Source organism: Streptomyces sp. C1-1, assembly GCF_050214755.1.
In the GTDB taxonomy this organism is placed as follows: domain Bacteria; phylum Actinomycetota; class Actinomycetes; order Streptomycetales; family Streptomycetaceae; genus Streptomyces.
Genome location: NZ_CP189826.1, coordinates 7454170 through 7468435 on the forward strand (window position 1 = coordinate 7454170; position 14266 = coordinate 7468435).

The 14266-nt window shown below is 72.1% G+C and carries 11 protein-coding genes; 5 read left to right on the plus strand and 6 right to left on the minus strand.

The features are described from left to right. Nucleotides 1-266: 266 nt before the first annotated feature. From ACQF4J_RS33815 to ACQF4J_RS33830, 4 genes are read right to left on the minus strand one after another with little or no spacing between them, the layout of a single operon-like run. Complete coding sequence (locus tag ACQF4J_RS33815; RefSeq protein WP_427167540.1) at nt 267-884, minus strand: Tat pathway signal sequence domain protein; 618 nt, start codon at nt 882-884, stop codon at nt 267-269. Next, nucleotides 881-1300 carry a hypothetical protein gene (locus ACQF4J_RS33820; RefSeq protein ID WP_351561915.1) on the minus strand — a complete coding sequence of 140 codons (420 nt, stop codon included), beginning with the start codon at nt 1298-1300 and terminating at the stop codon, nt 881-883. Before ACQF4J_RS33820 ends, ACQF4J_RS33815 begins: the two co-directional genes overlap by 4 nt. Nucleotides 1301-1350: 50 nt before the next feature. Next, nucleotides 1351-1839, minus strand: coding sequence for a hotdog fold thioesterase (locus ACQF4J_RS33825; protein WP_351561913.1), 489 nt, complete (start codon nt 1837-1839; stop codon nt 1351-1353). Between the two features lie 53 nt (nt 1840-1892). Continuing rightward, nucleotides 1893-4172, minus strand: coding sequence for an FdhF/YdeP family oxidoreductase (locus tag ACQF4J_RS33830; RefSeq protein ID WP_351561911.1), 2280 nt, complete (start codon nt 4170-4172; stop codon nt 1893-1895). Nucleotides 4173-4302: 130 nt separating this feature from the next. Between ACQF4J_RS33830 and polA the strand changes: the two genes are divergently transcribed. Further along, nucleotides 4303-7029, plus strand: coding sequence for a DNA polymerase I (gene polA, locus ACQF4J_RS33835; protein WP_427167541.1), 2727 nt, complete (start codon nt 4303-4305; stop codon nt 7027-7029). Nucleotides 7030-7296: 267 nt separating this feature from the next. Beyond that, entirely contained in the window at nt 7297-7581 is a 285-nt protein-coding gene (locus ACQF4J_RS33840; protein WP_351561907.1) for a hypothetical protein, read from the plus strand. On the opposite strand, the gene ACQF4J_RS33845 is transcribed toward ACQF4J_RS33840, so the two are convergent. Further along, a complete protein-coding gene (locus ACQF4J_RS33845) occupies nt 7535-8416 on the minus strand; it encodes a DUF4184 family protein (protein ID WP_427167542.1) in 882 nt (293 codons plus the stop codon). The genes ACQF4J_RS33840 and ACQF4J_RS33845 overlap by 47 nt on opposite strands. 317 nt (nt 8417-8733) lie before the next feature. On the opposite strand from ACQF4J_RS33845, the gene ACQF4J_RS33850 reads away from it, so the two are divergent. The 3 genes from ACQF4J_RS33850 (at nt 8734) to ACQF4J_RS33860 (ending at nt 11772) form a co-directional block, all read left to right on the plus strand. Then, complete coding sequence (locus ACQF4J_RS33850; RefSeq protein ID WP_351561901.1) at nt 8734-10461, plus strand: lytic transglycosylase domain-containing protein; 1728 nt, start codon at nt 8734-8736, stop codon at nt 10459-10461. Between the two features lie 162 nt (nt 10462-10623). Then, nucleotides 10624-10758: an SPW_0924 family protein gene (locus ACQF4J_RS33855; protein ID WP_427167544.1), complete on the plus strand. Its 135-nt coding sequence runs from the start codon at nt 10624-10626 to the stop codon at nt 10756-10758. Between the two features lie 21 nt (nt 10759-10779). After that, nucleotides 10780-11772: a DUF3068 domain-containing protein gene (locus ACQF4J_RS33860; RefSeq protein ID WP_351561898.1), complete on the plus strand. Its 993-nt coding sequence runs from the start codon at nt 10780-10782 to the stop codon at nt 11770-11772. Here the strand turns inward: ACQF4J_RS33860 and hrpB are convergent. Next, nucleotides 11762-14266, minus strand: coding sequence for an ATP-dependent helicase HrpB (hrpB, locus tag ACQF4J_RS33865; RefSeq protein ID WP_351798624.1), 2505 nt, complete (start codon nt 14264-14266; stop codon nt 11762-11764). The two genes, ACQF4J_RS33860 and hrpB, sit on opposite strands and share 11 nt — an antisense overlap.

A 14266-nucleotide genomic window follows, 5' to 3' on the forward strand; every position in this document is an offset into this window, starting at 1 on the left:
GGCCCTTCCCCGTGGAAGTGGCCGAGTCCCTGCGCCGTGCCGAAGTGCTTTTTCGGCTGCACGGTGACTGGCCGTGACTCTAAGCGGGTGGAGGAACCCGGGAGGAGGGTCTGGGGGAGGCTGTGACTCCTTCGTTATGACACGAGGTAATGCAGAGCGGTGCTCTGTGGGCAGTACAGCAGAATTCCGGCCGATTCGCCCAGTCCGCATTCTGAGAACCTGCAGGACCCGACGTGATCTGTCATGTGCTTCGAGGCTTTTGGTAATTACCTGGGACCGTGCTTGCAGATGCCTTGCAGGGCGGTGGAGAGGTGTTGCGCATAGCGCTGTCCGAGGATGTAACTGTGGACTTCCATTGCGCGCGTATTACGCAGAGTTACGTCCAGGAAAGGCAGTCCGGCGCTTTCTGGCGCTTTCCGGCAATCCGTGACGTGCATGGTGATCACGACGTTCCGTGTCTCGCCCGCCCGGGCCCGAAAGGGAGCGAGCGGTTCCGACGTCAGTGAGATCCCGGGGTAGGGCTGGCTGATCGAACGCACCGTGACCGGCGGGCCGGACTCGACACTCAGAGCGACCGCGAAGCTGAAGCTGCGGGGGCGCACCCCCTTCGGCGTGGCCACCGGTTCCAGATAGGTGACGTCCACGACCTGGGACGGGTACGGCGGCGCCGCGGGCGCCGGTGGGTGCGGCCGGGTCAGATACAGATATCCGCCGGCCGCGAGCAGGACGGCCACCACGGCCGCCGCCAGGGCGCCGCGGCGGTGCCGGTCGTACCACTGCCCGAACCGGCCGCGCGGGCGGCGGGGGAGCGAGGGGGAGTCCTCCTCCGAAAGATCCCGGGCACGGGTGCCCTCGCCGGGCTCGACGGGGCCGACGCCGCTCATGACCAGGGCCCGTTGCTCGGTCCGCCGGTGCGGTACCAGTCGCGGCAGCCCGCGCGCGCCTCGCGGCCGATCAGCTCGTCGGCCGCGCGGGCGCCGTGCCGCTTCTTCTCCACCCGGGCGGCGTCCACCACCTCGCGCAGGATGTCGTACTGCCCGTTGGACAGGCCCATCGTCTGGTAATCGCCGTAGCTGTGGCTGTCGAGCACCTCGCGCGACCAGTGCGCGACGACACGGGTGCACAGGTCCTCGGGCGAGGTGGTCGTCGCGGCCGGCGTGGGCGAGGTCGTGCGCCCGGCGGCCGAACCGCTCGCGGAGCCCGAGTCCCCGCACCCGGCGCACAGCCCGCCCGTCACCAGTACCAGCGCCAGCCCGCAGCCGAGCACGAGCCCCGGCCGGGTGGCTCCTCCCGTTCTCATGGCACGACGCTATGGCCTGATCGCCGGGTGCGGCCAGAGGTGGGCCGCTCTCAGCCCGCGGTGCCCGCCGGCACCTCGTCGCCCTGCCGCACGTCCCGCAGCAGGCAGGTCAGCCGAGCGGTGCAGACACGCCGCCCCTCCTCGTCGCTGATCACGATCTCGTACGTCGCCGTCGACCGCCCCCGGTGCACGGGCGTCGCCACCCCGGTCACCATCCCGGAGCGCACGCCCCGGTGGTGCGTGCAGTTCAGGTCGACGCCGACCGCGATCTTGGAGCTGCCGCCGTGCAGCATCGACCCGACGGAACCGAGCGTCTCGGCGAGCACGGCGGAGGCGCCGCCGTGCAGCAGTCCGTAGGGCTGGGTGTTGCCCTCCACCGGCATGGTGCCGACGACACGGTCGGCGGAGGCCTCCACGATCTCCACGCCCATGCGCGTCCCGAGATGTCCGGCGGAGAACAGGGCCGGCAGGTCCACGCCGAGGGCGGCGTACTCGTCGATGACCTCCTGCGGGAACCTCACATGCTGCTGTTCGCCCATGGGCCGTGCTCCGTTCGTCCGTGATCAGCCGTGCAGCCTGACTGAGCAAACGCTCAGTCGGTCGACGATTGTTCCAGACGCACGACCACGGACTTGCTGGCCGGGGTATTGCTGGTGTCCGCGGTGTGATCCAGGGGGACCAGGACGTTGGTCTCCGGGTAGTAGGCGGCCGCACATCCCCGCGCCGTCGGGTAGTGCACCACCCGGAAGCCCGGCGCCCGCCGCTCCACCCCGTCCCGCCACTCGCTGACGAGATCGACGTACGAACCGTCGGCGACCCCCAGCGTCCGCGCGTCCTCCGGGTTGACCAGGACCACCCGGCGGCCGTTGCGGATGCCCCGGTAGCGGTCGTCGAGGCCGTAGATCGTGGTGTTGTACTGGTCGTGCGAGCGCAGCGTCTGCAGCAGCAGCCGGCCCTCGGGCAGCCCGGGGTACTCCACGGGGGCCGCCGTGAAGTTCGCCTTCCCGGTCTTCGTGGGGAAGCGGCGCTCGTCGCGCGGGGCGTGCGGGAGCGCGAAGCCGCCGGGACGCGACACGCGCGCGTTGAAGTCCTGGAAACCGGGGACCACACGCGCGATGCGGTCGCGGATCGTGGCGTAGTCCTTCTCGAAGTCCTCCCACGGCACCGTGCTGCCCTCGCCCAGGACGCGGCGGGCCAGACGGCACACGATGGCGGGCTCGGACAGCAGATGCCCGCCGGCCGGCTCCAGGCGGCCACGGGAGGCGTGCACCATGCCCATGGAGTCCTCGACGGTCACGAACTGCTCGCCGCCGCCCTGCAGATCCCGCTCGGTACGGCCGAGGGTCGGCAGGATCAGGGCACGCGCGCCCGTGACCACGTGCGAGCGGTTCAGCTTGGTCGACACGTGCACCGTGAGGCGGGCGCGCCGCATGGCGGCCTCCGTGACCTCGGTGTCGGGGGAGGCGGAGACGAAGTTGCCGCCCATGGCGAAGAAGACCTTCGCCCGGCCGTCCCGCAGCGCCCGGATGGCCTCGACGACGTCGAAGCCGTGCTCACGGGGCGGCGCGAAGCCGAACTCCTTCTCCAAGGCGTCCAGGAAGGCGGGCGCGGGGCGCTCGAAGATGCCCATGGTGCGGTCGCCCTGCACGTTCGAGTGACCGCGCACCGGGCACACGCCCGCGCCGGGACGGCCGATGTTGCCGCGCAGCAGGAGGAAGTTGACCACCTCGCGGATGGTCGGCACGGAGTGCTTGTGCTGCGTCAGCCCCATCGCCCAGCACACGATGGTGCGCTTCGAGGCGAGCACCATGCCGAGGGCCCGCTCGATCTCCTCGCGGGTGAGACCGGTCGCGGCGAGCGTCTCGTCCCAGTCCGCGGCCTCCGCCGCCGCCGCGAACTCCTCGTAGCCATGCGTGTGTTCGCGGACGAACTCCTCGTCGACCGCGCCCTGCGTCTCGAGGATCAGCTTGTTGAGGAGCCGGAAGAGGGCCTGGTCGCCGCCGATGCGGATCTGCAGGAACAGATCGGTGAGGGCGGCCCCCTTGAGCACGCCCTGCGGCGTCTGCGGGTTCTTGAACCGCTCCATACCGGCCTCGGGCAGCGGGTTGACGGTGATGATCCGGGCGCCGCCCGCCTTGGCCTTCTCCAGGGCGGTGAGCATGCGCGGATGGTTCGTGCCCGGGTTCTGCCCGGCCACGATGATCAGGTCCGCCTTGTACAGATCCTCCAGCAGGACGCTGCCCTTGCCGATGCCGATCGTCTCCGACAGCGCCGACCCGGACGACTCGTGGCACATGTTCGAGCAGTCCGGCAGGTTGTTGGTGCCGAGCTCGCGCGCGAACAACTGGTAGAGGAACGCCGCTTCGTTGCTGGTGCGGCCCGAGGTGTAGAAGACCGCCTCGTCCGGGGAGCCGAGCGCGGCGATCTCCTCGGCGACGATGTCGAAGGCCCGCTCCCAGCTCACCGGCTCGTACCGGTCCCCGCCCTCGGGCAGGTACACGGGATGCGTCAGCCGCCCCTGCTGGCCCAGCCAGTACCCGCTCCTGCCCGCCAGGTCGGCCACGGTGTGCGCGGCGAAGAACTCCGGGGTGACCCGGCGCAGGGTGGCCTCCTCGGCCACCGCCTTCGCGCCGTTCTCGCAGAACTCCGCCGTGTGCCGGTGCTCCGGCTCCGGCCAGGCGCAGCCCGGGCAGTCGAAGCCGTCCTTCTGGTTGACGTTCAGCAGCGTCAGCATCGTGCGCCGCACGCCCATCTGCCGCTGTGCCATGCGCAGGGTGTGTCCGATGGCCGGAAGTCCCGCCGCCGCGTGCTTGGGCTCGGCGACCTGCGGCGCGTCCTGAACCGGATCGCTCTTGGGCGGCTTGGTGGCCATGGCGCCATCTCCTTCACCTGCACATGTGGGTACGCCTTCGATCCTCGCACGCGCCGCCGACAGTGCCGCCGAAGGTGCCGCGACCCCCGATGGCGGCCGACTGTCAGTGGCACGTGGCAGGATCGGGTCCGTGGCAGAGACAGCATCGAAGAAGACCGAGACGACCCCCGGCGGCAAGCGGCCCCGCCTCATGCTCATGGACGGGCACTCGCTGGCGTACCGCGCGTTCTTCGCGCTGCCCGCGGAGAACTTCACGACGGCGACGGGCCAGCCGACGAACGCGATCTACGGCTTCGCGTCGATGCTGGCCAACACCCTGCGTGACGAGGAGCCCACGCACTTCGCGGTGGCCTTCGACGTCTCCCGCAAGACCTGGCGCTCCGAGGAGTTCACCGAGTACAAGGCGAACCGCTCCAAGACGCCGGACGAGTTCAGGGGCCAGGTCGAGCTGATCGGCGAGCTCCTGGACACCATGCACGTCTCGCGTTTCGCGGTCGACGGCTTCGAGGCCGACGACGTCATCGCCACCCTCGCCACCCAGGCCGAGGCCGAGGGCTTCGAGGTGTTGATCGTCACCGGCGACCGAGACTCCTTCCAGCTGGTCACCGAGCACACCACGGTGCTGTACCCGACGAAGGGCGTCTCGGAGCTGACCCGGTTCACTCCGGAGAAGGTCTTCGAGAAGTACGGCTTGACGCCGGCGCAGTACCCGGACTTCGCGGCCCTGCGCGGCGACCCGTCCGACAACCTGCCGGGCATCCCGGGCGTCGGCGAGAAGACGGCCGCGAAGTGGATCAACCAGTTCGGCTCCTTCGCCGACCTGGTGGAGCGCGTCGACGAGGTCAAGGGCAAGGCCGGCCAGAACCTCCGCGACCACCTGGAGGCCGTCAAGCTCAACCGCCGCCTGACCGAGATGGTGCGCACGGTGGAACTGCCCAGGACGGTCACCGACCTGGAGCGCGCCCCGTACGACCGCAAGGCCCTCGCGATGGTCCTGGACACCCTGGAGATCAGGAACCCGTCCCTGCGCGAGCGACTGCTGGCCGTCGACCCGGGCGCCGCCCAGGCCGAGGAGACCCCGGTGATCGCCGACGGCGTGGAGCTGGACGGCACGGTCCTCGGCACCGGCGAGCTCGCCCCCTGGCTCGCCGCGCACGCGGACGCGCCCCTCGGCGTGGCCACCGTCGACACCTGGGCGCTCGGCACCGGATCGGTCGCCGAGGTCGCCCTCGCCACGGCCGACGGCCCGGCGGCCTGGTTCGACCCGTCCCAGCTGGACGAGGCCGACGAGACGGCATGGGTCGCCTGGCTGGCGGACGAGGCGAAGACCAAGGTCCTCCACAACGCCAAGGGCGCCATGCGCGTGTTCGCCGAGCACGGCTGGAGCGTCGCCGGCGTCTCCATGGACACCGCGCTCGCCGCCTACCTGGTCAAGCCGGGCCGCCGCTCCTTCGACCTGGACGCGCTGTCCCTGGAGTACCTGGGCCGCGAGCTGGCCCCGGCCGCGGCCGCCGACGGCCAGCTGGCCTTCGGCACGGACGACGGCGCCGAGGCCGAGGCCCTGATGATCCAGGCCCGCGCCGTCCTGGACCTCGGACAGGCCTTCACCGGCCGCCTTCAGGAGGTGGGCGCGGCAGACCTCCTCCAGGACATGGAGCTGCCCACCTCCGCGCTCCTGGCCCGCATGGAGCGGCACGGCATCGCGGCCGACCGCGCCCACCTCGAGGCGATGGAGCAGATGTTCGCGGGCGCCGTCCAGCAGGCGGTGAAGGAGGCGCACGCGGCGGCGGGACACGAGTTCAACCTGGGCTCGCCCAAGCAGCTCCAGGAGGTCCTCTTCGGCGAGCTGGCCCTGCCCAAGACCAAGAAGACGAAGACCGGCTACACCACCGACGCGGACGCCCTCGCCTGGCTCGCCACCCAGACGGACAACGAACTCCCGGTGATCATGCTCCGCCACCGCGAGCAGGCGAAGCTCCGCGTCACGGTCGAGGGCCTGATCAAGACCATCGCGGCGGACGGCCGCATCCACACCACCTTCAACCAGACCGTCGCCGCGACCGGCCGCCTCTCCTCCACCGACCCGAACCTGCAGAACATCCCGGTCCGCACGGACGAGGGCCGGGCCATCCGCCGGGGCTTCGTCGTCGGCGAGGACTTCGAGTCCCTCATGACGGCCGACTACAGCCAGATCGAACTGCGCGTGATGGCCCACCTCTCCGAGGACGCGGGCCTCATCGAGGCCTTCACCTCGGGCGAGGACCTGCACACCACGGCCGCCTCACAGGTCTTCGCGGTCGAGCAGACCGCGGTCGACGCGGAGATGCGCCGCAAGATCAAGGCGATGTCGTACGGCCTCGCCTACGGCCTGTCGGCCTTCGGCCTCTCCCAGCAGCTGAACATCGACGCCGGCGAGGCCCGGGCCCTGATGGACGCGTACTTCGAGCGCTTCGGCGGCGTCCGGGACTATCTGCGCCGGGTCGTCGACGAGGCACGGGCCACCGGCTACACGGCCACCCTGTTCGGCCGCCGCCGCTACCTGCCCGACCTCAACAGCGACAACCGCCAGCGCCGCGAGGCGGCCGAGCGCATGGCCCTCAACGCCCCCATCCAGGGCACGGCGGCCGACATCGTCAAGATCGCCATGCTCCGCGTGGACGGCGCCCTGCGCGAGGCCGACCTGAAGTCCCGCATGCTCCTCCAGGTCCACGACGAAATCGTCCTGGAGATCGCCCCCGGCGAGCGCACCCACGTCGAAGAACTGGTCCGCCGCGAAATGTCCGACGCGGTCCACCTCAGGGTCCCCCTGGGCGTCTCGGTGGGCGCGGGCCCGGACTGGGAATCAGCAGCCCACTGACGGCCCACTGACGACTACACCCCCCGGCCCGCACTCGCACCCGCCCACGCGCGGGAGCGGGTCGTGGGGGTGCGGCGCAGCCCGCCGCGTGCGCTTCCTGCAGACGTTCCACTTCTCCAGCAGCCAGACGCCCCGTGGGCGGCGGGCTCGCCGCACCTCCACGACCCCGACCCGCCCCCCGGCCCCTTGGCTGCCAGGCGCAGCCCCCGTCACCCACGTGGCCCCCGCGAACACGCCCTCCGGCACCCCCGCCGTCAGGATGCGGGCATGGGTATACGCATGCTCAACCGCCGCACGGCGAAAGCGCAGGCACATGCCGACCCGGCGCCCGCCGAGCCGTCCACGCCGGTCCCGGTCTTCGCGGCCGACGCAAGCACCGCCCGCATCCCGACAGACCTGGCGACAACCCTGCGCCGCCGCGCGACGACCCTGTACCGCCGCGCGAGAACCCTGCGCCGTCGCGCGACGACCCTGTACCGCACCGCGGCACACCTGGCCGGCCTGCTCACCGACCGCCTTCCGCGCCGCCCCGGCCCACGCCGACCACGCTGACCGGCTCCGGGCCGCCGTCCGCACCCCGCACCGGACGCCACACCCGCACGCCGATCGCGTAGAGCAGCACCCCCAGCACCAGCCCGGCCCCCACCCCGAAGCACAGCGTCGGAATCAGCTCCCAGGGCCGAGCCCGCGCCCCCCACTCCCCCCACCACACGGTGGCCCGCCGCGCCCCGGCCGCGACCGCACACCCCGCGATCACACCCCAGGCCCACCACCGATCCCGCCCCGCCAGCACGGGCACCGAAGAACACGCCGGCCCCAAAACGTCCACCCGCACCCGGCGCAGGGCCCGAACCCCCCACACCCCGATCACCACGGCCGCCAGCACCGACCCCCCGTACTGCAGATACCAGTACAGCGGCGACCCCGCGATCTCCGTCCCCAGCACGGGAAACCACCGCATCCCCCACCGGTCGGCATGCGTGAACGCATCCCACACCACATGCGTCAGCGCCCCCAGAACCGCCGACGCGTACCACCGCACCGCCACCCCCGCCGCGACCCGCGAGCGCGGCACCCCGCACCGCAACAGCACGGCCGGCCGCGCCTGCAGGCCCCGCGGAAGCAACGCCACCAACGGCTCGCGCACCAGCAGCCACAGCCCGACCAGCACCCAGGCCACGACCACGTCGACGGTGAACACGCCGGCGAACGAATGGGTTAAGCCGCCGAAGTCCATCGCACCGGGCACGGCACTCGCCGCGAAGTAGGTCATGTCGGGGGAGAAGGATCCGGCCACGAGCACGGCCGGAACCAGCCGCCCCCGCCCGCTTCCGTCGCCGCGCACAACGGGCAGGACGGCCGCCGCATGGCTCAGGGTGAACGGCAACAGGGCTCCTCGTGAAAGACGTCGACCGGTCTGCCACCGGCCGTAGATGGCCATCTGGTGAATGGCGGGCACGAACGGGTGCCCACGGCAAGCAAGTTGTCGTAGGGTCGCCTGGGTCACAGCAGGGCACCGGGCTGCTCGGCAGAACAAAGAACCGGAAAGCACAACAGAAGCACAGAACACCAGCACCGAGCAGGCGAAGAAAAGAACACGGAATCGCCCCACAAGGGCAACCAGCCCCGTGGGTCGATCGTCACATCAAGGCGAGCAGGCAGACAGAGAAGGGCGCTCGGGCGTCCACGGGAGGGGTTCACTCTATGGCGGCGCAATTCGGCAGGAGGCTGGCCAAGGGAGCGGCGACCACCGCCGTGGCGGCGCTGGCGGTCGCGGCCCTGTCCGCGTCGCAGGCGCCCGGAGTCACGGTCGACGGCCACGGCAGACAGACCGCTTCGGACGCCACGCCGACACCCGACGCGACCGCCGACGCCGGTTCGGCGACCGGCAACTCGCCGTACTACACGGACCTGCCGCCGCTCAACAGCCCCAACCCCAGCCCCTCGCCGTCCGCGTCGGGCACCCCCGTGGTCCAGGGCAGCGGTGAGGCGGGCATCCCCGCGACCGTCCTCGACGCCTACAAGAAGGCGGAGACGGCCATGCGGGCGGCCAAGCCGGGCTGCAACCTGCCGTGGCAACTCCTCGCCGCCATCGGCAAGGTCGAGTCGGGACAGGCCCGCGGCGGCCGCGTCAGCGCGGACGGCACCACGCTCTCCCCGATCCTCGGCCCGCAGCTCGACGGCAACGGCTTCGCGCTGATCAAGGACACCGACGGCGGCAAGTACGACGGCAACAGCTCCTACGACCAGGCCGTCGGGCCCATGCAGTTCATCCCGTCCACCTGGGCCTGGGCCGGCCGCGACGGCAACGGGGACGGCAAGAAGGACCCCAACAACGTCTACGACGCCGCCCTCGCCGCCGCCCACTACCTGTGCCGCGACAACTGGGACCTGTCGAACCAGACGGACCTCAACAGCGCGATCCTCAGCTACAACAACTCGCAGGACTATCTGAACACCGTCCTGTCGTGGCTGGAGTACTACCGCAAGGGCACCCACTCCATCCCGGACGGCACCGGCACGGTTCCGTCGAACCGCAGCGACAGCGGCGGCAACAAGACCACCTCCAAGCCGTCGACGCCCAAGCCGCCGACCGGCAAGCCCTCCACGCCGGGCACGAGTCCCAGCCCGACGCCGGGCGGTGGCAATGGCGGCAGCCCGAGCCCGTCAACGCCGCCGTCCCCGCCCGCCACGCCCACCGACACGGTGGACCACCTGGCGGACGCGGGCACCGCGAAGCTCACCGCCATGGCGGGCGACCAGTTCACCAAGAAGATCAGCACCAAGGCCGTCACCAAGGCGGGCAAGACCGTCGCCAAGGTCCGGGTCCGCTTCACGATCGTCGGCGACACCGACACCACCTTCGCCGGCGGAGAGAGCGTGGCCACCATCGTCACCAACGCCTCCGGCGTGGCCGTGGCACCCGCGCTGCAGGCCGGCGAGAAGACCGGTGACCTCACCGTCCGCGCGACGGTCGTCGGCCGCGCGGTCGCCGCCCTGGACTACGGGGCCACCGTCACCGAGCGCGTCGCCGACACGCTCGCCCGCACCGGCGACACCGCGCTCACCTGCACACCGGGCGGCGAGTTCGCCGACCAGGTCGAGGTGAAGGCCACCTACAAGAGCGCCGTCGCGGACAAGGTCGCGGTCACCGCCACGCTGATCAAGTCCAAGGACGACGCGACCGAGAACGACAAGGGCCCCTACTTCAAGGACGCGGACGGCAAGACCGTACGCACCCTCACGGGCCTGAAGACGGACGCGGACGGCAAGCTCCAGCTGCCCAAGATGTACGCGGACGACACCACGGGCACGTTCGTCCTGCGCATCACCACCGCGGGCGGTGCCACGCTCGACGTCCAGCTGACCGTGGCGGCGGCCGACACCTCGGCGAGCCCGTCGCCCAGCCCGTCGGCGAGCGCGAGTTCGTAGGCGGCGCCACCACCCCGTCCTCGACGACGACTACGGCGCCCCTCCTCGGAGGGGCGCCGTAGTCGTGCGCGACCTGTTCTCATCTCGCCCGCCCGTTGCTACGGTGCCGGATCTGACGAAGTATCAGCTCCAGGTTCCCCTCCAAGCCGTCGGGAGGCAGGCATGCGCGCCCTGATCGCCGCCGCGACCGGTCTCGCCGTCGCGTTCGCGCTGGTCCTCACGATCACCGCGATGGGGACCGCAACGGGAAAGACGTCGCCGAAGCCGCTGCTGACGACGGTGCCCGCACACCCGTAGCCGTCCGCCCGGGAGGCCGAGATGCGCCGCAAGGCCAGTCTGGTCCTGCTCGCCTTCGCCGTGTTCTTCGCGGCCCTGTCCCCGCTGCTGCGCTGGTACGCCTTCCCACGCCTGGCCAAGATCCCGGCCGGCCAGTACCAGGACATGGTCCTGGAGGCGAAGAACGCGACCCTCCTCGACTACGGCACGATGAAGGCGAAGAAGGTCTCCAAGGTCACCATCGTGCAGACCCTCAAGGGCGACGTGGCGGCCGCGAAGAGGATCGGCAGCGCGGCGGGCCGGGACGTCGTCGTCTGGGACGGTCTGTCCTACGTCCAGGGGCCCGACGGCAAGATGGTCTCCGAGATCCCCGAGCGCTACATCTTCGACGCCCACAGCCAGGCCCCGGTCCACGCCACCGGCGAGATGGTCGACGGCGACCCGGTGAAGCGGACCGGCATCGAGTTCAAGTGGCCCTTCCTGACGCAGAAGAGGGACTACGAGTACTTCGACGCCCAGACCCGCACCACCAACCCCATCCACTACAAGGGCACCCAGGACTTCCGCGGGGTGAAGGTCTACTACTTCGAGCAGACCATCCCCTGGACCAAGGTCCCCTTCCCCAAGACCATGCCGGTCAAGGGCATCACCCCCGAGTCGGTCGCCAAGACCGGCACCACCCGCTGGTACACCACCGTCCGCAGGTTCTGGGTCGAGCCCGTCACCGGCGCCCCCGTCTACGGCGAGGAGATCCACAAGGAGGAGCTGCGCGGCGGCACCCTGCTCGGTGGCCGGGACAAGGTGACGGCCTTCGCCGGTCACGTGAAGATGCGCGAGGACTACATCAGGCACACGGTCGCGCTGGTCAAGTCCAACCGCACCCTCGTCCTGCTGATGACCTCGTACCTCCCCTGGGGCTTCCTCGTCCTCGGCACCCTGCTGCTCGCCCTCTCCCTGTGGCTGGAGGCCCGCGGCCGCCGCCCGGCCGACCCGGCACGCGCCGAGTCCGCCGCGCCCGAACCCGTCAGCGCCTGAGCCGCGCGTTGGTGTGCCGCGTCGGCTCGGCGGTCGCCGGGTCCTCGGGCCACGGATGCTTCGGATACCGGCCGCGCAGCTCGGCGCGCACGCCCTTGTAGCCGTCCCTCCAGAAGGAGGCGAGGTCGGCGGTGACGGCGACGGGCCGCCCGGCGGGGGAGAGGAGGTGCACGAGCAACGGCACGCCCGCCACCGCGGGCGACTCGTGCAGACCGAACATCTCCTGCAACTTCACGGCGAGGACGGGCTGTTCGGGATTGCCGTAGTCGATCCGGATCCTGGACCCACTCGGTACGGCGATGCGCTCGGGCGCCAGCTCGTCGAGCCGCCCGGCCTGGCCGGAGGCCCAGGGCAGCAGGCGGGCGAGCGCCTGTCCCGCGTCGATCCGTCCCAGGTCGGCCCGCCGCCGCGCCCGCCCCAGCTCGGGCTCCAGCCACTCGTCCACGCGCGCGTGGAGCGCGTCGTCGCCGACGTCGGGCCACGGCTCCCCGAGACGCAGCCGCAGAAAGGCGAGCCGCCGACGCAGTACGACGGCCTCCGGCGACCACCGCAGCAGCCCGAACCCCTCCTCCCGCAGCCCCTCCAGAAGCGCACTTCGTACGAGGCCGGGGTCGGCGTCCGGCAAGGGCCGCACCGCGAGCTCGATCGCCCCCAGCCGCCGCACACTCCGCGCCACGACGTCCCCGTCGGCCCAGCGCACCTCCTGCGCCTCGGCGTACAGGGAGCCGGCGGCGCGCCGCGCCAGGTCCTCGTCGATCACGGCCGCGAGCCGCACGCGCGCGTGCCCCTTGCCGACGGGACGGTCCGCCACGGCGACCGCGATCCAGGGCGCCCCACGCAGCGGACTGCCGTCACCGAGCTCGGCCCGGGTGCCGGAGGCCATGAGCCAGGACCCCCCATCGGCCTTGGCGACCCGCTCAGGAAAGGCCAGCGCCACCACAAGCCCCACGAGCCGGTCGTCCGCCCAGCTCGCCAGTGAGGGGTCGTCCGTGCCCGGCGTCGACGCCCCCTCCGCGTTCGCCCGGAGTCGCCGTACCTCCGTGCGCCAGCGGGCGGCGTACGGGTCGCCGGCTCGGCGGGCGGTTCGCAGGGCGGCTGTCAGGTCGTCGCCGTACTCGCGGGGTGGTTCCTCCGACAGGAGCGCCACCACCTCGGCGCCCTGACCGGAGGTGTCCAGGAGCGCTCGGCCCAGGCGTGGGTGCAGGCCCAGGCGGGCCAGGGCGGCTCCCCGTCGCGTGGCGCGACCGTCGGCGTCCACCGCGCCCACCGCCGTCAGGACGGCCCGTGCCGCCGCCATCGCCCCGCCCGGCGGCGGATCCAGCAGCGCCAGCCCGGACGCCTCCGGATCGCCCCAGCACGCCGCCTGCAGCGCGAACGCCGTCAGGTCGGCCACCTTTATCTCCGGCGCCGGGAAACGCGGCAGCCGCGCGTCCTCGGCCTCCGCCCAGCAGCGGTACACCGCACCCGGCGCCTCACGCCCGGCCCGCCCCGCCCGCTGCCGCCCGGCGGCCTGCGAGGCCCGTACCGTCGTCAGCGCGCTCAGCCCCCGCGCGTGGTCGACGCGCGGCTCACGCGACAGCCCCGAGTCGACGACCACCCGTACACCCGGAACCGTCAGCGACGACTCCGCCACCGAGGTCGCCAGCACCACCCGGCGCCGGGTGCCGGGGGAGAGCACCGCGTCCTGCACGGCGGCCGGCGCGCGCCCGTGCACCTGGAGCACCTCGGCGCCGCCCAGGTCCCCCAACTGCCCGGCCACGCGCGCGATCTCGCCCACGCCCGGCAGGAAGCACAGCACGTCCCCGTCCCGCTCGGCCAGCGCCCGCCGCACCGTCGACGCCACATGCGCCAGCAGCGCCGGGTCCACCCGCATGCCGTGCGGCGGCCGCACGGGCCGGGCCGGCGGCGACCAGATCACCTCGACCGGGTACGAGACGCCCTCCGCCTCGATCACCGGCGCCCCGCCCAGCAGCCGCGCCCACCCCTGCGCGTCCGTGGTCGCCGACGCCGCCACCAGCCGCAGCTCGGGCCGCAGCGTCTCGCGGACGTCCCACAGGAAGGCCGCCACGGTGTCGGCGTCCAGGTGCCGCTCGTGGCACTCGTCGAGCACCACCACGTCCACCCCGGCCAGCTCCTGGTCCCGCTGCAGCCGTTGCAGCAGCACACCGGTCGTGACGACCTCCACGCGCGTGTGCCGCCCGACCACCCGCTCGCCGCGCACCGTGTACCCGACGCTCTCGCCGGGCCGCTCGCCCAGCAGCCACGCCATCCGCCGCGCGGCGGCACGGACGGCGATGCGGCGCGGCTCCGCCACGACCACGCGACGGGCCCCGCCCCGCCCGAGCAGCCCGGCCAGCTCCAGCGGCACCAGCGTCGTCTTGCCGGTGCCCGGAGGGGCCACGAGAACGGCCGTGCCGTGCCCCTCCAGGGCGTCGTCGAGAGCGGGCAGCGCCGCGCGAACGGGCAGCGCGTCCAGGGCGTCGTAACGGATCAC